Source organism: Halobellus sp. Atlit-38R, from assembly GCF_003665925.1.
GTDB lineage: Archaea > Halobacteriota > Halobacteria > Halobacteriales > Haloferacaceae > Haloquadratum > Haloquadratum inordinatus.
On record NZ_QXIJ01000004.1, the window covers coordinates 64,540 to 80,782 of the forward strand.

General features: G+C 66.5%; 17 protein-coding genes. 9 read left to right on the plus strand and 8 right to left on the minus strand.

Features of this window, described 5'->3' with window-relative positions; all coding sequences use genetic code 11:
* Nucleotides 1-39 precede the first annotated feature (39 nt).
* The 7 genes from D3D02_RS06945 (at nucleotide 40) to D3D02_RS06980 (ending at nucleotide 5,981) form a co-directional block, all read left to right on the plus strand.
* Complete coding sequence (locus D3D02_RS06945) at nucleotides 40-1,095, plus strand: zinc-binding dehydrogenase (RefSeq protein WP_121569266.1); 1,056 nt, start codon at nucleotides 40-42, stop codon at nucleotides 1,093-1,095.
* On the plus strand, nucleotides 1,085-1,384 hold the full coding sequence (locus D3D02_RS06950) for a hypothetical protein (protein WP_121569267.1): 300 nt from the start codon (nucleotides 1,085-1,087) through the stop codon (nucleotides 1,382-1,384). The genes D3D02_RS06945 and D3D02_RS06950 overlap by 11 nt, the downstream gene beginning before the upstream one ends.
* Nucleotides 1,385-1,492: 108 nt before the next feature.
* Nucleotides 1,493-1,843, plus strand: a complete 351-nt coding sequence (locus D3D02_RS06955; protein WP_121569268.1) for a DUF5802 family protein — start codon at nucleotides 1,493-1,495, stop codon at nucleotides 1,841-1,843.
* 160 nt (nucleotides 1,844-2,003) lie between these two features.
* Complete coding sequence (locus D3D02_RS06960) at nucleotides 2,004-2,933, plus strand: Vms1/Ankzf1 family peptidyl-tRNA hydrolase (RefSeq protein WP_121569269.1); 930 nt, start codon at nucleotides 2,004-2,006, stop codon at nucleotides 2,931-2,933.
* Nucleotides 2,934-3,146: 213 nt separating this feature from the next.
* On the plus strand, nucleotides 3,147-4,199 hold the full coding sequence (locus tag D3D02_RS06965; protein ID WP_121569270.1) for a DUF1611 domain-containing protein: 1,053 nt from the start codon (nucleotides 3,147-3,149) through the stop codon (nucleotides 4,197-4,199).
* A 3-nt stretch (nucleotides 4,200-4,202) separates the two neighbouring features.
* The gene (locus D3D02_RS06970; protein WP_121569271.1) at nucleotides 4,203-5,252 is read left to right on the plus strand and encodes a dipeptide epimerase; all 1,050 of its coding nucleotides are present in this window, start codon (nucleotides 4,203-4,205) and stop codon (nucleotides 5,250-5,252) included.
* 279 nt (nucleotides 5,253-5,531) lie between these two features.
* A complete protein-coding gene (locus D3D02_RS06980; protein ID WP_121569273.1) occupies nucleotides 5,532-5,981 on the plus strand; it encodes a UPF0179 family protein in 450 nt (149 codons plus the stop codon).
* Between the two features lie 73 nt (nucleotides 5,982-6,054).
* Here D3D02_RS06980 and D3D02_RS06985 read toward each other — a convergent pair whose 3' ends face one another.
* Nucleotides 6,055-6,873 (minus strand): succinylglutamate desuccinylase/aspartoacylase family protein, encoded by an 819-nt coding sequence (locus D3D02_RS06985; RefSeq protein ID WP_121569274.1) that lies wholly within the window; start codon nucleotides 6,871-6,873, stop codon nucleotides 6,055-6,057.
* Nucleotides 6,874-6,934: 61 nt separating this feature from the next.
* Here D3D02_RS06985 and D3D02_RS06990 point away from each other — a divergent pair, with 61 nt between their 5' ends.
* On the plus strand, nucleotides 6,935-7,429 hold the full coding sequence (locus D3D02_RS06990) for a DUF309 domain-containing protein (protein ID WP_121569518.1): 495 nt from the start codon (nucleotides 6,935-6,937) through the stop codon (nucleotides 7,427-7,429).
* Nucleotides 7,430-7,443: 14 nt separating this feature from the next.
* Here D3D02_RS06990 and D3D02_RS06995 read toward each other — a convergent pair whose 3' ends face one another.
* The 3 genes from D3D02_RS06995 to udk form a co-directional block, all read right to left on the minus strand.
* Nucleotides 7,444-8,472 carry an AIR synthase family protein gene (locus tag D3D02_RS06995; protein WP_121569519.1) on the minus strand — a complete coding sequence of 343 codons (1,029 nt, stop codon included), beginning with the start codon at nucleotides 8,470-8,472 and terminating at the stop codon, nucleotides 7,444-7,446.
* 314 nt (nucleotides 8,473-8,786) lie between these two features.
* Nucleotides 8,787-9,698 (minus strand): alpha/beta fold hydrolase, encoded by a 912-nt coding sequence (locus D3D02_RS07000; RefSeq protein WP_121569520.1) that lies wholly within the window; start codon nucleotides 9,696-9,698, stop codon nucleotides 8,787-8,789.
* A gap of 5 nt (nucleotides 9,699-9,703) precedes the next feature.
* Nucleotides 9,704-10,396, minus strand: a complete 693-nt coding sequence (udk, locus tag D3D02_RS07005) for a uridine kinase (RefSeq protein WP_121569275.1) — start codon at nucleotides 10,394-10,396, stop codon at nucleotides 9,704-9,706.
* Between the two features lie 294 nt (nucleotides 10,397-10,690).
* On the opposite strand from udk, the gene D3D02_RS07010 reads away from it, so the two are divergent.
* On the plus strand, nucleotides 10,691-12,076 hold the full coding sequence (locus D3D02_RS07010; RefSeq protein WP_121569276.1) for an ABC transporter substrate-binding protein: 1,386 nt from the start codon (nucleotides 10,691-10,693) through the stop codon (nucleotides 12,074-12,076).
* Nucleotides 12,077-12,232: 156 nt separating this feature from the next.
* On the opposite strand, the gene D3D02_RS07015 is transcribed toward D3D02_RS07010, so the two are convergent.
* Genes D3D02_RS07015 through D3D02_RS07030 form a run of 4 tightly spaced genes read right to left on the minus strand, consistent with a single transcriptional unit; the run spans nucleotide 12,233 to nucleotide 16,173 of the window.
* Nucleotides 12,233-13,015 (minus strand): ABC transporter ATP-binding protein, encoded by a 783-nt coding sequence (locus tag D3D02_RS07015; RefSeq protein ID WP_121569277.1) that lies wholly within the window; start codon nucleotides 13,013-13,015, stop codon nucleotides 12,233-12,235.
* The gene (locus D3D02_RS07020; RefSeq protein WP_121569521.1) at nucleotides 13,012-13,911 is read right to left on the minus strand and encodes an ABC transporter ATP-binding protein; all 900 of its coding nucleotides are present in this window, start codon (nucleotides 13,909-13,911) and stop codon (nucleotides 13,012-13,014) included. The genes D3D02_RS07015 and D3D02_RS07020 overlap by 4 nt, the downstream gene beginning before the upstream one ends.
* Nucleotides 13,904-15,238, minus strand: coding sequence for a branched-chain amino acid ABC transporter permease (locus D3D02_RS07025; RefSeq protein ID WP_121569278.1), 1,335 nt, complete (start codon nucleotides 15,236-15,238; stop codon nucleotides 13,904-13,906). Before D3D02_RS07025 ends, D3D02_RS07020 begins: the two co-directional genes overlap by 8 nt.
* Nucleotides 15,235-16,173 carry a branched-chain amino acid ABC transporter permease gene (locus D3D02_RS07030; RefSeq protein WP_233560610.1) on the minus strand — a complete coding sequence of 313 codons (939 nt, stop codon included), beginning with the start codon at nucleotides 16,171-16,173 and terminating at the stop codon, nucleotides 15,235-15,237. The genes D3D02_RS07025 and D3D02_RS07030 overlap by 4 nt, the downstream gene beginning before the upstream one ends.
* Nucleotides 16,174-16,243: the final 70 nt, after the last annotated feature.

Genomic DNA, 16,243 nt, shown 5'->3' on the forward strand with positions numbered 1-16,243 from the left:
GTGGCCGGGCTTTTGTACACCGCGGGTGAGAGGGCAGGTATGAAAGCCGTCCAACTGACCGGGCACGGCGACCGCGACGTCATCGAATACGACGAGTTCCCCGACCCAGAAGTCGGCCGCGACGAGGTGCTCGTCGACGTGAAAGCCGCCGCGCTGAACCACCTCGACATCTGGACGCGGCGCGGACTCCCCGGGATCGATCTCTCCTTCCCGCACATTCCCGGGAGCGATATGGCCGGCACCGTCGCGGAGGTCGGTACGGACGTGACGCGCTTCGAGCCGGGTGACCGCGTCGCGCTCATCGCGGGCGTCGCCGGCGACGACGCCGAAGGCAGCGGCGCTTCGTTCCCGCGGCGGGACGATCCGACGCTCGCGCCGGACTTCCACATCATCGGTGAACACAGCCGCGGCGTCCACGCCGAGTACGCCGCGGTGCCGGCTGCGAATCTGGTTCCGGTTCCCGACCACGTCGACTGGGAGGTTGCCGGGTCGGCGTCCCTCGTTTTCCAGACCGCCTGGCGGATGCTGATCCACCGGGCCGAACTCCGGGCGGGCGAACGCGTGCTGGTCCACGGTGCGTCCGGCGGCGTCGGCCACGCCGCGGTCCAGATCGCCGACTACGCCGGCTGTGAGGTGTTCGCGACCGCCTCCTCCGAGGAGAAACTCGCGTATGCGGCCGACTGCGGGGCGGACCACGGCATCAACTACGAGGAGTCGGACTTCGCCCGCGACGTCCACGACCTGACGGACGGCCGTGGCGTCGACGTCGTGGTCGATCATATCGGCGAGGCCACCTACGACGACTCGCTGAAGAGCCTCCGGAAAGGAGGTCGATTCGTCACCTGTGGGGCGACGACGGGGCCGAATCCGGACGCCGCGCTGAACCGGATCTTCTGGAACCAACTGGAGGTGATCGGCTCGACGATGGCGACGCCCGAACAGGCCGAGGAAGCGCTCGAACTCGTCTGGGAGGGCGTCCTCGAACCGCGGATCCGGGCGACCCTGCCGATGAGCGAGTCCGCGCGCGCCCACGAGATGATCGAGAACCGTGAGGGCTTTGGCAAAGTGGTCGTAATTCCGGACAGTGAGCTCTGACGACGAGGGATACGTCCATCGGCCTGGTGGCGAGGAGACGGCAGCCAGCGGCGCCTCGGCCGACGCCGAGGCGGACCCCGATGGCTTCGGGATGCGCGGCTGGGTGCTCGTCGGCGTCCTCGTCGTCTGCACGCTCGTCGTCCCCGGTGTCATCTACATCCGCCCGGGAATCCTCTCTGCGATCGGCATTCCCTACATCGCTTCGTTGCTCGTGCTCCCGCTCGTTCCCGCGGCCGCGCTGGGTCTCACGGCAGTCTGGGCGATGACGGCCGCGACGAAAAACGAGTGAACGTCCGGCGAGTGATCCGATTTCTCGACGATGTAAACTGAATGCGCTTCGACTTGTAGGTTTCCAGAAAGACTTATCAGTATGTATGTGTGAGAACATCTCGCACAGATGTTCGAAACGTTCTCCACGAGCTACTACCTGGGACGACTGTACGTCGAGCCGTCAGATCGGGACGTCCCCGCGATCCAGCGGGCGGATCACGAGCGGGTAAACGAGCACCTCTACGGCGACGAGGGGCTCTTCCGCACCGACGCGCCGCTCGTGATGAAACTCGATCGTGGCCACATCCCGGTCCTCGGCGACGACGAGGTCCCCTCGGGAACGCTCGCCGTCCCCGAATCAGTCACTGACGCCGACCTCCCGGCCGAACGCGACGTGTTGCTGGCGCGACCCGACCGCGCGGCCGAACTCCTCCGGTACTCGGGCTATCGTTTCGGCGACGACGAAGCCGTGGCGTGAGGTGGGGCCGGTAGTGACCTCCCCGACAGCGCTTATTTTTGGTCGTTGCTCCGGTGTGTCCCGCAGTCTGAACGGCGACTGGAGCGCCTGCCGACCTGAGCAGTCGACGGTCGTCTCCGAGAACCGACAGTATAAGTGGCCCGGGGTCGCGCGTCGTGGTATGCTCGACGAGTTGCTCGGCCGCGCAGAGCTCAAAGCCCGGATCGAGGAACTAGAGGAGGAAAAACGCCACCTCGAACGCCGCGCCGAGGCCGAAGAGGAGCGCCGATCGGAGGCCGCCCGGAAACGACAGGAGGCCGAGGCGGAAGTCAATCGACTCGAAGACCGGATCGAAGGGCTCGAAGAGCGGGTCGAGCGGCTCTCGGGCGACGAGACGGCCGACGTCGACTTCCGCGACACTGAGGCCCTCCGCGGCGAGCGCCGGGATGAGGTTCTCTCGCGACTCGCGTCCTTCGAGACCGGACCAGAAGGCGCGCTGACCGCGATGGTTGACGAAGAGGTCCCCGAGGCCGTTTCGGACGCGCTCGGCGAGCGTGCAGCGCTGATCCGTCGCGCCGCGCCCTGCCTGGTCTGCGTCGACGACGCCGGGCTCGTCGCTGCCGCGCTCGACCCGCCGACGCCGCCCGCGCCGTTCGCCGCGTGGGATTCCGAGTTCAGGCTCGATCGGTCGTGGTTCGCTCCCGCCGCGCCGACCTGGGTCGCCCTCGTGCGCTCGGATCTGTTCGCGCTCGGGATCTACGACGGCGACGCCGTGACGCTCGTCGACGACATCGAATCCGACGTGATGGGATCGCACTCGAAGGGCGGGTTCTCGCAGGCACGCTTCGAGCGACGGCGCGACCAGCAGGTCGACGATCATCTCGGCCGGGCGCGCGACGCTATCGAGACACATCTTGATTCGGACGTGCGCGACGGTTCGATCGGGCTTTCAGACGACGCCGATCTGGTCGTACTCGGCGAACAGACGGTGCTGGGACAGTTCACCGACCTCGCCGACCGGACGGCTGCCGTCGACGCCAGTGGCGCCCCCGGCGAGGCGCTCCAGCGAGCGGTTCGAGAGTTCTGGACGGTCCGGCTGTCGCTGCTTTGATAGAGAGTATCGGAAGTCCTCATATAGCAGCGCCTGCAACTGAGTACATAGCCAATCGCACGACCGCGTGCGATTCGGTGCGTGAAGACTTACAAACGCTACGATAGATTTCTCTCCGGACGGTACGGCGAGACTCTCCGAGCAGTTACGACAATCCGTATGAAGGGTGTCCAAACCACGAGGATTAAAACCGCCCTCGGCCTCGGTTCAGGTATGACCGCAGGTTCAGACAGCGACGACCCCGAACGGGTCGTCGTCCTCGCACACGAGAAGTTCCCCGAGCGGGCGAAGACGGCCACGGGCGTCCTCAAATACGCCGATTACGACGTCGTCGCCGTCCTCGACCGTGACCGCGCCGGAACGGTCACGACAGACCACCGGCGCGACCTACCCGAGGTGCCGATCGTCTCCTCGATGGCGGACGCGCCCGAGGCGGACACGCTCCTGATCGGCATCTCGCCGATCGGTGGCGACTTCGACGACTCCTGGCGGCCCGACGTGCGTACCGCGATCGAACGAGGCTGTGACGTCGTCGCCGGCCTCCACTACTTCCTCTCCGAAGACGAGGAGTTCGCCGACCTCGCCGCCGAGCACGACGTCGCCCTCCGCGACGTGCGCAAGCCGAAAGCGGACTTGACCGTCGCCGGCGGCCAAAGTGCCGACATCGACGCCGAGGTCGTGCTGACGGTCGGGACGGACTGCTCGGTCGGGAAGATGACGGTCGCGCTCGAACTCGTCGAGGCCGCACGCGAACGCGGCGTCGACGCCGGATTCATCCCGACGGGCCAGACGGGCATTATGATCGCCGGCTGGGGCAACCCTATCGACCGCGTCGTCTCGGACTTCACCGCGGGCGCCGTCGAGGAGATGCTGCTGGAAGTCGGCGACGACTACGACGTGCTGTTCGTCGAAGGACAGGGCAGCATCGTCCACCCGGCGTACTCCGCGGTTACCTGCGGCATCCTCCACGGTTCGATGCCGGACTCGATGGTCCTCTGTCACACGGCGGGTCGTGAGGCGATCCACGGATACGAGTCGTTCTCGCTCCCCGCGCTCGACGAATACGTCGATCTCTACGAAAACCTCGCCGCGCCCGTCCACGAGGGTGCGGTCGTCGCGGGCGCGCTGAACACTTCGGACATTGAAGACGACGCGGAGGCGCAGGCCGCCGTCGATGCCTACGCCGAGGAACTCGGTCAGCCGGCGACCGACGTCGTCCGGTTCGACGCCGACGCGGTTCTGGACTCGATCCTCGGGGCGGAGTGAGCGATGCTCTCGACGGAGTTCGAGCGCGTCACGCTCCCGCTCGCGGACGCGTTCACGATCTCGCGCGGCACCCAGACCACCGCGGAGAACGTCGTCGTCCGGATCACCGACGACGAGGGGGCCACGGGCGTCGGTGCCGCCGCACCCTCGGCCCACTACGGGGAGACGGCCGCAACCGTCGAGGCGGTCCTGCCCGACCTGCTCGCAGTCGTCGAGTCCGTCGACGACCCGCACGCGATCGCGGCGATCGAGCGGAAACTCCGCGGCGTCGTCGAGGACAACCCGGCGGCGCGTACGGCGGTCGACGTCGCGCTGCACGACCTCGCCGCGAAGCGCTTCGGCGTGCCGCTGTACCGACAGTGGGGTCTCGACCCCGATGAGGCACCGAAAACGTCGTTCACGATCGGACTCGACGAGACCGACCGAATGCGCGAAAAGACGCGTGCAGCCGTGGACGACGGCTACGACGTGCTGAAAATAAAACTCGGTACCGGCCGCGACGAGGAGATCGTCGCCGCCGTCCGCGAGGAAGCGCCCGAAGCGCGGATCCGCGTCGACGCGAACGAGGCGTGGACACCGCGGGAGGCGGTCCGGATGACCGACCGACTCGCCGCCTACGACGTCGAGTTCGTCGAGCAGCCGGTTCCGGCGAGCGATCCCGAGGGCCTGCGGTTCGTCTACGAGCGTTCCGCGCTCCCGATCGCGGCCGACGAGTCCTGCGTGACGCTCCCGGACGTCCCGGCGGTCGCCGACCGAACGGACATCGTGAATCTGAAACTGATGAAGTGCGGCGGACTCCCGGAAGCGCGGCGGATGATCGCCGCCGCTCGCGCGCACGGACTGGAGGTGATGCTCGGCTGTATGATCGAGACGAACGCCGCCATCGCGGCCGCCTGTCACCTCGCACCGCTGCTCGACTACGCGGACCTCGACGGGGCGCTTCTCCTCGACGACGACGAGTACGCGGGCGTGCCGATCGACGGCAGCGAAATCCGTCTCGACGCGCTCGCGGATCGCGGGCTCACAGGGACGGGCGCACGCCGGTCTGAATGAGTCGACTCCCGCCGCGCAATCCGACGCCTCCGCAGGTTCTTATACCAATCCGACGACAGCGGGCGTGTGCGATGACGCTCGTCCCGCGTCGGGCCGCGGTCGTTCGGCACGTCGACGTGGGATTGATTGTCGGTGCCGACTGTTCGCCAACTCACAGCGACGCGTCGCGGTCGTGTCAGGCCGATCGCTGGACTCGGCCCACCACAGTCGCGACTCTCGGCCGCGTCCGTTCCGCCGGACACACACGCTTAACCGCGCGCGACGAATAGTCGGACGTAGATGTCCCAGGTCACGCTCATCGGCGACCGGCTCGCGTCTCCGGGGACGGAGTTCGTCTACGAGGGCGAGTCGTCGGCGTGCGAGGGCTGTCCCTACCGACAGCAGTGTCTGAACCTCACCGAAGGCGTCCGCTACGAGGTGACGGACGTTCGCGAGAACGGACAACTCCTCGATTGCGCCGTCCACGATACCGGCGTTCGCGCCGTCGAAGTCGAGCCGGCCTCGATCACGGCCAACGTCGCCTCGAAGGGAGCCTACGCCGGCAGCAAGGTGACGCTCCCCGGCCCGTGCCCCCACACGGAGTGTCCGAGCCACGAGTACTGCGTACCGGAGGGTGCGGACTTCGAGACGGAGTACCGGATCGACGAGGTCCGTGGCGACCCACCCCACGAGTTCTGTTATCTCGACCGAGAGCTGACGCTCGTCGAACTCGCCCCGCCGGAATCGTAGTCGGAGAACTCGTCTCGCGTCGTCGTTCGACAGCCGTCGCTTCAGATCTACCCGGTAGGTCCGGATGTCCTCCTCACGCGAGCGTGCCGAGCCGATCGGCCGCGTAGCCGAACACGTCCTCGTAGCCGTACGCCGAGAGGAGCACCGGATAGAACTCGCTGTCTGCGCTGTAGGACTCTCCATCGGCGGCGGCGACCGGATCGCCCGGCGCGACGCGCTGGAAGTTATCGACGAAGACTCGGTAGTCCTCGGCGGGGTCCTTCGGAATCTGATCGAGCAGGCGGAAGACCGTCACTTCGTCTTCCTCTCGCCGGGGTAGCGACAGCGGCGGTTCGACGTCGCCTTCGATCGGCGCGGGCAGCACACCCGTCGCCGACAGGAACGCGCGAACGAGCCAGTAGGCGTTCGTCGCAGCCTCCTCGGTTCCCTGCAGACCGGTCTCGACCTCGATCGTGTGTGCGTGATCGATGAGTCGACCGCCCGCGAACGAGCCCGTCTCGACGAGGTACTCGATCGGGAGGTGCGGACAGATCGCCCGCGACACCGCGCCGACCTCGTCGACGAGTGCGAACGGCTCGGCGTACGACTGCGTCGAGTGCAGCGAGAGGACAGTCTTTCCTCGGAGTTCGCGCACGAGATCGTGCGCGAGCCGGCCTTCGTGCGTCGTTGCGTTCGGATCGCCCGGGAACGCCCGGTTGAGGTCCTCGTCGAGGTAGCGGACGTCGGCCGCAAGCGCCTCCTCGTTGGCGACGATGAGCTTTACCGGCCGCTCGACGTCCGGATCGGACGCGACGAAGCGTTCGATCGCCCGCTCCCCGCAGGGTTCGTCCCCGTGGACTGATCCGACGACGGCGACCTCGGGTGTCCCCTCCCCGAGTTCGTAGATTCGCATTGATTCTCGTCAAGTGACGGAGAGTCAAATCTCTTTGTTTGTGGGGCCCGAAGCAGCGAACGTGACAGACCACACCCGCGACGACACAGTGGGGCCGCCGACGACCGGTACGCCGACCGGTTGGGATCCGACGCGGGCCGCGTCGAACGGGTGGGAGCACGGGACGCTTCGCCGGGCGACGATCCACGGGGTCCGACTCTACAACTCGGGGGCCTTCCACGAGTCGCACGACTGCTTCGAGGTGGAGTGGTACAACTACGGGTCGGGGACGACCGAAAGCGCGTTTCTCCACGGAATGGTCCAGGTCGCCGCCGGCGCGTACAAGCACTTCGATTTCGAGGACGACGACGGAATGCGCTCGCTGTTCCGTACCGCGCTGCAGTACCTCCGGGGCGTCCCCGACGACTACTACGGCGTCAACGTCCACGACATCCGAGGGACGCTGGGCGACGCACTCGAGGACCCGACAGTCCTGGAGGGGTGGCGGATCGAACTCGACGGCGAGTATCCGGCGGCAGATAGACTGGACCGCGAGTACGCCGAGCGGCTAGAGTAAGCGGACGACGGCAGTCACGCGCTGTCTTCCACGTCGCTCGCTCGCGCCAACTCCTCGAAGGCCGCCCACGAGGGATCGACGTCGGGATGTGCAATCTCCGCACCGTCGACTGCGACGCCCGTGCCGGATTCGACCGTTCCAGCGACGCCGACCGGCGTTCCTTCTGACTCCAGCGCGCCGACGACGTCCGCAGTGCGATCGGGATCGACCGTCAGCACGAGCGTCCCGCCGGTGGTCGCCTTCCACGGGTCGATCCCCAGCGCGTCGGCGGTCTCGCGGACGCCCGACAAGAGCGGGATGTCGCCCGTTGAGAGCTCGAATCGGACGCCAGCACCGTCTGCGACCTCGACGAACGCGCCGAAGAGTCCGCACTCGGTCGCGTCGTGCATCGCGTGAACGCCGCCCACCGCGGCCGCGGTCATCGCGTCGCGGACGCAGGACGCGTCGTCGAGGCGGGACTGCGCGGCCGCGAGCGTCGCCGCGTCGAGGTCGAACTGATCGGGGAACAGCGACGTGAGGAGCCCCGTGGCCTCCACGCCGGGACCCTTCGTCACGAGCACGTCGTCGCCGACGCGTGCGCCGTCCGGGCGGATCAGGTCGTCGTGATCGCCGACGCCGAGCGCCGTCGCGCCGCCGACCCACGGGAAGGAACAGCCGCTGTAGCGGGCGGTGTGGCCGGTGACGACCGAGACGCCGAGGTCCGCGGCCTCTCGGTGCATCGACTCCCACAGGGTCGCGAACGACTCGTCGTCGAAATCGGGCGGGAGCGTGAACGAGATGGCGAGATGAGAGGGAGCGAGTCCGGAGACAGCGACGTCCGCGAGGACGAAATCGAGCGCGAACCGCCCGGCGCGCTCGAATCCGAGGCCCGGAAGGACGGAGACGGGATCGGTCGCGATAGCGACGGCCGTACCGTCGAGATCTAACACGCCGAAGTCGACGCCGTGCGTCGGACCGAGCGCCACGTCGCCGCGGTCGGCACCGAGACGCGGGAAGACGTACTCGTCGAAGAACGAGCGATCGACTTTGCCGAGATCCGCCATATTCGACGGTCTCTCCGGGGCGATTTGAACGTGGCGCTGTCGTCCGATCGTCAGCGGAGACCAGTCGCTCACGACGTTGTTTCGACAGTCGGCCGCAGGGGTTCGCCCCCCGACCGACCGGCTCATGAAGGGACGCGAGCGCGAATCCAACGGAGCTCATCCCGCCGGCGCGACGACCTCGCGTCACCTGACCCTTTCCCGGGTCCGTATAAGTATCTCGCTAAGTGTACTCTTAAGATATATATAGTCCGAGGGGCGGCGATGGAGCCAACTGCGACACCGAAGCGATCGCCGGTTGGAACCGGAGAGCGGAGTTAGGGGGCCGTGCGAAACTGCCGCGTGAGTTCGGCCAGCACCCGATCCGGCTCTTCGTGGTGCAGCCAGTGCGTGGCGTCGTCGAGGACGACGAGTCGGCTCGTGGCGCAGTAGGCTGCGCTCTCTGCAGCCAGCGATTCCAGGAGGAAGTCGTCGTTCGCCCCCCAGAGCACGAGCGTCGGCGGCGTCACCCGTTCGGTTCGTGGGCGGGGGTTCGCACGACCCATCGCTCGATACCAGTTCACCATCGATCGATACGCGGCATCGACGCCCCAGGCCGTTCGATAGCGCTCGAAATCGGTCTCGTCGAACGTTCCCGGGCGGCTGGTTTGTTCGAGAACGTCGGTGAGAACGCGCCAGTTTCCGGCAGGTGCAAGCAGTTCCGGGACCCGAGGTAACTGGAAGAACCCCGCATACCAGCTTCGCAAGAGCTGTCGCGGATTCCGGGTGAGCGAGCGCCGGAACGCCGTCGGGTGCGGGACGTTGAGAATCGAGAGCGTCCGGAGTCGCTCGGGCGTGTGGAGGCCGACCCACCACCCGACGAGCGCGCCCCAGTCGTGTCCGACGAGGTGGGCATCCTGGATGTCGAGCGCATCGAGGAGTCCACAAACGTCGCCCGCGAGCCTGTCGGGGTGGTACGCCGAGACGGAGGTGGGCTTCTCGCTCCGGTGGTAGCCGCGCTGATCGGGGACGACGACGCGGTAGCCTGCGTTCGCCAGCGGTTCGAGATACGCGTGCCAGCCGTACCAGAACTCCGGGAAACCGTGAAGCAAGACGACCGGTTCGCCGTCTTCCGGCCCGGCGAGGACGGTGTGCAGCCTCACGTCGCCGACGTCGACGAATCGGGACGTTCCCGGGACGCCGACGCGGGACGGCGTCAGGTCGCTCGCTCGTCGGAGCCGCGTTTCCAGCGCGGTCACTGATCGGGGTCGACCGAGATCTGATCGACGAGCGCCTCTTCGACGGAGTCACGCTCCCACTCCCGCGGTGTACTGCCGCCGGCCTCGGCGCGGATCTTCTCTTCGAGGAGGTTCACTGCAACCGTGTTCGCTCCCTCCGGGACGATGAGGTCGGCGTGGCGCTTCGTGGGCTCGACGAACTGTTCGTGCATCGGCTTGACCGTCGAGAGGTACTGATCGATGACGCCCTCCAGATCGCGCCCGCGGTCGATCACGTCGCGTTGGATACGGCGAAGGATTCGGACGTCGGCGTCGGTCTCGACGTACAAGCGGAGATCGAGCATCTCGTTGATCTCCTCGTCGTAGAGCGCGAAGATCCCCTCGACGACGATGACGTCCGTCGGTTCGACCGTCTCGGGATCGTCGGTCCGATTGTGGGTCTCGAAGTCGTAGGTCGGCATCTCGATGGGCTGTCCTTCCAGGAGCGTCGATACCTGCTCGCGGATCAGTTCCCACTCGAAGGCCGACGGGTGGTCGTAGTTGACGTCCTCACGCTCCTCGAAGTCGAGGTGGCTCAGATCCTCGTAGTAGTTGTCCAGCGGGATCCGCGTGACGTCGTCGCCGACGTTCTCGGTGATGAGGCGCGCGACGGTCGTCTTCCCCGCGCCGGTGCCGCCCGCGATCCCGATGACGAACGAGGGGATGGTCATCTCTTGATGCGCGGGTCCCCGAGCGCTTGAGCGTGGCGATTTGGAGGTCTGCTGGTGCGCCTTTGGGACAAGTGAACACATCCGAACCGGACGAGACTGGACCATCACTGACACGCCATCCCAAAACGTCAGGAGTCGATCAGTACGCCCCCGCGCTCGTCTCGACCGGGAATAGCAGACACCGGGTACGGACGGATCTCACCACGTGAATTGTTGTCATTGTATAGTGCATATACCCGAACGCACAGTATTGTAACGGATACATTTATACGGAGGAGTCCCCTTCCGAGGGATATGGCACGTGATATCGTACGGCGCGACTTTATGAAGCGCGTCGGTGCGGCTGGTGCAATCGGTGCAACTGGACTCGCTGGCTGTATTGGAAGCCCCGGAGAAAGCGGCGGCGACGGTGGGGGTACCGAAGGCGGAGACGGTGGCGGCGAAACCACGACGACCGGCGGCGGTGGCGGCGGCAGCGGCGGCCCGGAAGGCCTCGTCGTCATCGGGTACCCCGAAAGTGGGATTCAGTTGTTCCGTGACTACTACAGCCAATCTGACGGTAGCGAGGAGATTCTCGTTCCTGACGGCCTCCGCGACGGTGCGATGCCGGGCCAGGTCGGGAACGATATGGCGAACGTCACCGGGACGGCCCCGGCAGCCGGCGGGCCGAACCAGGAGGCGTTCAACACGCTGTTCCAGGACGAGTACGGCTCCTCGCCCGGCGTGTTCACCTCGCAGACGTACGACTCCGTCGCGATTCAGCTCCTCGCGAACGCCGCTGCCGGCGCGAACGACGGCACGGCGATTCAAGAGCAGATGCGCCGGATCGCGAACCCGGACGGAATGACCGTCACACCCGAGAACCTCGTCGAGGGCGTCGAGGCGGCCGCCAACGGCGAAGACGTGAACTATCAGGGCGCGTCGTCGGCGACGAACTTCAACGAAGACGGCGACCCGGCGTCCGCAGCCTACTCCATCTGGGAGTTCGCCGACGGCGGGACGAGCCAGGTCGAAGTCCAGAACTTCGAGGGCGAGAATCCCGACGGCGCCGGTTCTTCTGCCGATAGCGGATCAGGCGGCAGCGACCGCGAGATGTCTGTCGGAATCCTGCTTCCCGAGACCGGTGACCTCGCCTCCGTCGGACAGCCGATGATCCAGGCGGCACAGATCCCCGTGACGCAGATCAACGAGGCCAACCCCGCCGGCCTGTCGGTCAACGCGCAGATCGAAGACACCCAGACGTCGCCGAGCGCCGGTACCTCGGCCGCCGAGACGCTCGCGAGCGCCGGCGTGCCGAGCGTCTGCGGGTCGGCGTCCTCGGGGGTCAACGTTCCCGTCTCACAGCAGGTGTTCATCCCGAACGAGATCGTCGGCTGTTCGCCGTCGTCCACCGCGCTGTCGGTGTCGAACCTCGACGACGACGACTACATCTTCCGGACGGCGCCCTCGGACTTCCTGCAGGGCCGCGTGATGGCGCAAGTGATGTCCGAACGGCTCGGCGTCAGTTCCGTCTCGACGCTGTACGTCAACAACGACTACGGCCAGCAGCTCTCGGACCGCTTCAGCAGCGTCTTCACCGAGCAGTTCGGCGGCGAGGTCTACCACAAGGTCGCCTTCAACAAAGGCGAGTCCTCGTACTCCTCCGTCATCGAGACGGCGCTGTCGGGACCGGACAGCTAGAGCGACCCGTTCGATCGATTCCGGATTTTTTCGACGGCGACAGCCGAGTAGCGTCGCGAGCGATCGCTACCCGGCACCGTCTGCTGTCGTCCGAGGTCGGTACCTGACACTGTCTACTGCAGTCCGTGGGATCGAAAAGAAGGTGCGACGGCCGTGTTATCCGCCGAGGAAGTCCTGACGGACCTGCTCGTCGTTCAGCAGCACGTCGCCGTCGTCCATATACCGATTCTGGCCGTTCGCGAGGACGTACCCACGGTCACAGCGACGGAGCGCCTCCTTGGCGTTCTGCTCGACCATCAGGATAGCCGTCCCGTCGTCGTTGATCGCGTCGATGCGATCGAACATGTCGTCGACGAGGTCGGGCGCGAGGCCCGCAGAGGGCTCGTCGAGCAAGAGCAGCGAGGGATCGAGCATCAGCGCGCGGCCCATCGCGAGCATCTGCTGTTGGCCGCCGGACATCGTGCCCGCCTTCTGGGTCTGTCGCTCCTCGAGGATCGGGAACCGATCGAAGACGGCGTCGAGGGCGTCCTGTGGCACCTCGTCGAGGATGTACGCGCCCATCTCCAGGTTCTCGCGAACCGTCAGCGACGCGAAGACGTTGTCGTTCTGCGGGACGTAGCCGATACCCTCGTGGATGATCTCCTCCGGACGGAGGCCGGTGATGTCCTCGCCCTCGAAGGTCACGGTCCCGCCCATATGGGTCGTGAGCCCGAAGACGGACTTCATCACCGTCGACTTGCCGGCCCCGTTCGGGCCGACGATGGTGACGTACTCGCCGTCGGCGACGTCCATATCGACGTCGGTGAGGATCTGGAGATCGCCGTAGCCGGCGTCGAGATCCCGAACTTCGAGTAAGGACTGGTCTCCGCGCTCCGGAATCGTCTCACGGGAGACCGCGGCGTCGTCGCCGTCGGCTCTCCCAGTCGTGTCGGCGCTCATACGTTCCCTCCGAGGTAGGCCTCGATGACCTCTTCGTTCGCCTGTATCTCCGCGGGCGTGCCCTCCGTCAGGACCCGGCCCTGGTGGAGGACGATGACGCGTTCGCAGTTCTCCATAATCAGGTCCATATCGTGTTCGACGAGCAGGAACGTGTAGCCCTGCTCGCGGAGTTCGTGAATGTGATCGAGGAGTCGTCGCTCCAGCGACGGATTGACGCCGGCGAACGGCTCATCGAGCAGCAGCATATCCGGGTCGGTGAGCAGCGCCCGCGCCATCTCCAGGAGTTTCCGTTGGCCGCCCGAGAGGTTCCCGGCGTACTCCTCGGCGATGTGGTCGATCTCGAAGAACTCGAGTACGTTCCAGACGCGATCGAGCAACTCGGACTCCTGCTCGATGACGTCGCCGCGGAACCCCGGCGTCACCGACCGCCACAGCGCCTCGCCGCGCTGGTACTTCGGTGCCAGCATCATATTCTCGAGCACCGTCATCTCCTGCAGCTCGCGGGCGATCTGGAACGTCCGGACGAGCCCCCTGTTCGCGATGGCGTGGGGCTTCTCCCCGGTGATGTCCTCGCCGTCGAACGTCACGGTTCCGGAGTCCGGCTGGAGCATCCCCGTGATGAGGTTGAACGTCGTCGACTTCCCGGCGCCGTTCGGGCCGATCAGTCCGGTGAGGCTCCCGCGTTCGACCTGGAAGGACGCGTCGTCGACGGCGGTGATCCCGCCGAAGGACTTCCGCAGACTGTCCACCTGCAGCGGGTACTCCTCGCTGACGCTCGGGCCGCCGGAGCCGAGGTTCAGTTCCGTCGGCGCGTCGCCGACGGCACCAGCGCCTGACGTGGCTCCGGATTCGACACCCGGTTCGTCGCCGTCGCCCGCGTCGGCCGCCTCACTCATCGGAACCACCTCCGGATTCGCCGCCATCGGTCTCCGCTGTTCCGCGCGCACGTGCCGCGGTCAGCGGGATGCCGGCGGCCGTCTCCTTGCGGTAGCCGAGCATTCCTTCCGGTCGGTTGTGCATCAGCCAGATGAGCACGAGTCCCATAAACACGAGTTGGAGTTGTCGGATGCTGTCGATCGTGTAGAAGAACAGCGGTGCCGGATCGAAATTCGAGATGAGCGGCGCGATCGCCGGGCCGAATCCCGACGGCGCGTCCGCGTTCGGCAGGACGGTGTCGACGAGGTTCTTCAGGTACCGCGGCCCCTGATAGAGCAGCGCGGCGAAGACCGCGCCGCCGAGAACGCTTCCCGTGTTCGAGCCCGCACCGCCGATGATCAGCGCGATCCACACGAAGAACGTGATTCGCGGCCGGAAGAAGTTCGGCGTGACAGCACCGCTCGTCATCAGCCAGAGGATGCCCGCCAGGCCCATCAGCGCACAGCCCAGCATAAACGCCTTAATTTTGAACCGGTTCGTGTTCTTCCCGAGCGAGTTCGCAACGTCCTCGTCCTCACGGATGGCCTTGAGGACGCGGCCGAACGGCGATTCGCCCGTGCGCTTGAGCAGCCAGTAGAACGCCGCGACGAAGAAGAGCAGCACCACGCCGTAGACGAGGCCATCGACGACGGGTTTCGGGTTGTTAGGAACGAGCACCTCGAACGAGTCGACGAAGCCCAGATACGCGTCCCAGAGGCCGAAGAAGCCGAAGAACGCCTCCAGCGGGTCGGTGAAATCGAGGATGAGCCCCGATCCGCCGCCGAAGCCGACGCGCTCGCCGAGCAGTTGGAACTGCTGGAGTTCGCCCGAGAGGAACGAGAAACGGACGATTTCGGACATCGCGATCGTCACGATGGCGAGATAGTCCGCCCGCAACCGGAGTGCCGGGAGCGCGATCACCAGCCCGAGAAGCGCCGCCGCGACCATCCCGGCGATGATGCCGACGACGAGCGGCAGTCCGAGCCCACCGACCTGCGCCGCGCCGCCAGATTCGTAGAGCGGTTTCGAGACCAGCGCCATCACGTAGATACCGACGGCCATGAAGCCGACGATACCGATGTTGAACAGCCCGGTGTACCCCCAGTGGAGGTTGAGCGCGAGCGCGAGCATCGCGAAGACGCCGATGTAGAACGTGAGGACCGCGATGGTGTTGAGTTGGCCGCGCAGCGAGTAGCCGAGGCCGACGCCGATCAGGACGTACGCGATGTAGATGACGACGAGGACGCCCACGATTAGCCCGGCGTCGCCACCCGGTAAGCGAGCGGAGACGTCGTCGCGGACGCTCATGCTGTCGACCTCCCGGAGAAGATGCCCTCTGGTTTCACGAGCAGCAGGACGATCATCACGGCGAACGCCGCCGCGCGGGCGAACGCCGACGGGATCCAGATGACCGACACCGACGCTGTCAGCCCGATCGCGAGGCCGCCGACGATGGCGCCGTAGATCGAGCCGATGCCGCCGAGGATGACCGCGGCGAAGATGAGGAGCAAGAGGAGCCACCCGTCGTTGAAGCCGAGTGTACCCTTCCAGAGGATGAACATATAGCCGGCGACGCCGGTGAGGCCGCCGCCGATGACCCACACCGAGCGCACGACGCGCTCGGTCGGGATGCCCGTGATCTGGGCGAGGTCCTCGTTGTCCGCCATCGCCCGCATCGCCTTCCCGAGTTTCGTCATCTGCAAGAGCAGGTGCACGGCGAGCATCAGCCCCCCGGCGACGACGACGAGCGCGATGTCGTGGGCGTTGATGCGGACGGCCCCGTCGACGAAGTACAACGAGAGCGACGGCGGCTGTGACGTCGTGCCGCGGACGCTCGACCCGAAGACGAACTGCATCAGATACCGCAGCGCGAACGCGACGCCGACGCTCGTGATGAGAAGCGTGATGCCGTCCTCGTCGCGGATGGGCTTGAAGACGAGCCGATCGATGCCCAGTGCGAGGACGACGGTGGCGACACCGGCGACGAGCGCGCCGGCGACGACGGCCAGCGGCGTCCCGGTGACGCCGATGCCGAGCGTCCCGCCGAAGACGGACCCGCCCGCGCCGACGAGCAACAGTGCCCCCACGTCGGCCCGACCGAGGCCGGCGACGAGGTACGTCGTCGCCCACCCGGAGAACGCGCCCGCGGTGATGAAGTCACCGTGCGCGAAGTTCGCGAAGTTCAGAATACTGTACGTCATAGAGAGCCCGATGCCCGCGAGACCGATCACCAGCCCGCGCATCAGCCCGTCCCAGACGAGCGAGCCGACGCTGCTGAACGACGTCTGTCCGGTCGCGAGACCGGAGAGCAGG

Coding starts and splice junctions, on each gene's coding strand:
- D3D02_RS06945 (WP_121569266.1), top strand. CDS start 40: ATGAAAGCCGTCCAACTGACCGGGCACGGCGACCGCGACGTCATCGAA.
- D3D02_RS06955 (WP_121569268.1), top strand. CDS start 1,493: ATGTTCGAAACGTTCTCCACGAGCTACTACCTGGGACGACTGTACGTC.
- D3D02_RS06960 (WP_121569269.1), top strand. CDS start 2,004: ATGCTCGACGAGTTGCTCGGCCGCGCAGAGCTCAAAGCCCGGATCGAG.
- D3D02_RS06965 (WP_121569270.1), top strand. CDS start 3,147: ATGACCGCAGGTTCAGACAGCGACGACCCCGAACGGGTCGTCGTCCTC.
- D3D02_RS06970 (WP_121569271.1), top strand. CDS start 4,203: ATGCTCTCGACGGAGTTCGAGCGCGTCACGCTCCCGCTCGCGGACGCG.
- D3D02_RS06980 (WP_121569273.1), top strand. CDS start 5,532: ATGTCCCAGGTCACGCTCATCGGCGACCGGCTCGCGTCTCCGGGGACG.
- D3D02_RS06985 (WP_121569274.1), bottom strand. CDS start 6,873: ATGCGAATCTACGAACTCGGGGAGGGGACACCCGAGGTCGCCGTCGTC.
- D3D02_RS06995 (WP_121569519.1), bottom strand. CDS start 8,472: ATGGCGGATCTCGGCAAAGTCGATCGCTCGTTCTTCGACGAGTACGTC.
- udk (WP_121569275.1), bottom strand. CDS start 10,396: ATGACCATCCCCTCGTTCGTCATCGGGATCGCGGGCGGCACCGGCGCG.
- D3D02_RS07010 (WP_121569276.1), top strand. CDS start 10,691: ATGGCACGTGATATCGTACGGCGCGACTTTATGAAGCGCGTCGGTGCG.
- D3D02_RS07015 (WP_121569277.1), bottom strand. CDS start 13,015: ATGAGCGCCGACACGACTGGGAGAGCCGACGGCGACGACGCCGCGGTC.
- D3D02_RS07020 (WP_121569521.1), bottom strand. CDS start 13,911: ATGAGTGAGGCGGCCGACGCGGGCGACGGCGACGAACCGGGTGTCGAA.
- D3D02_RS07025 (WP_121569278.1), bottom strand. CDS start 15,238: ATGAGCGTCCGCGACGACGTCTCCGCTCGCTTACCGGGTGGCGACGCC.
- D3D02_RS07030 (WP_233560610.1), bottom strand. CDS start 16,173: ATGCGCGGGCTGGTGATCGGTCTCGCGGGCATCGGGCTCTCTATGACG.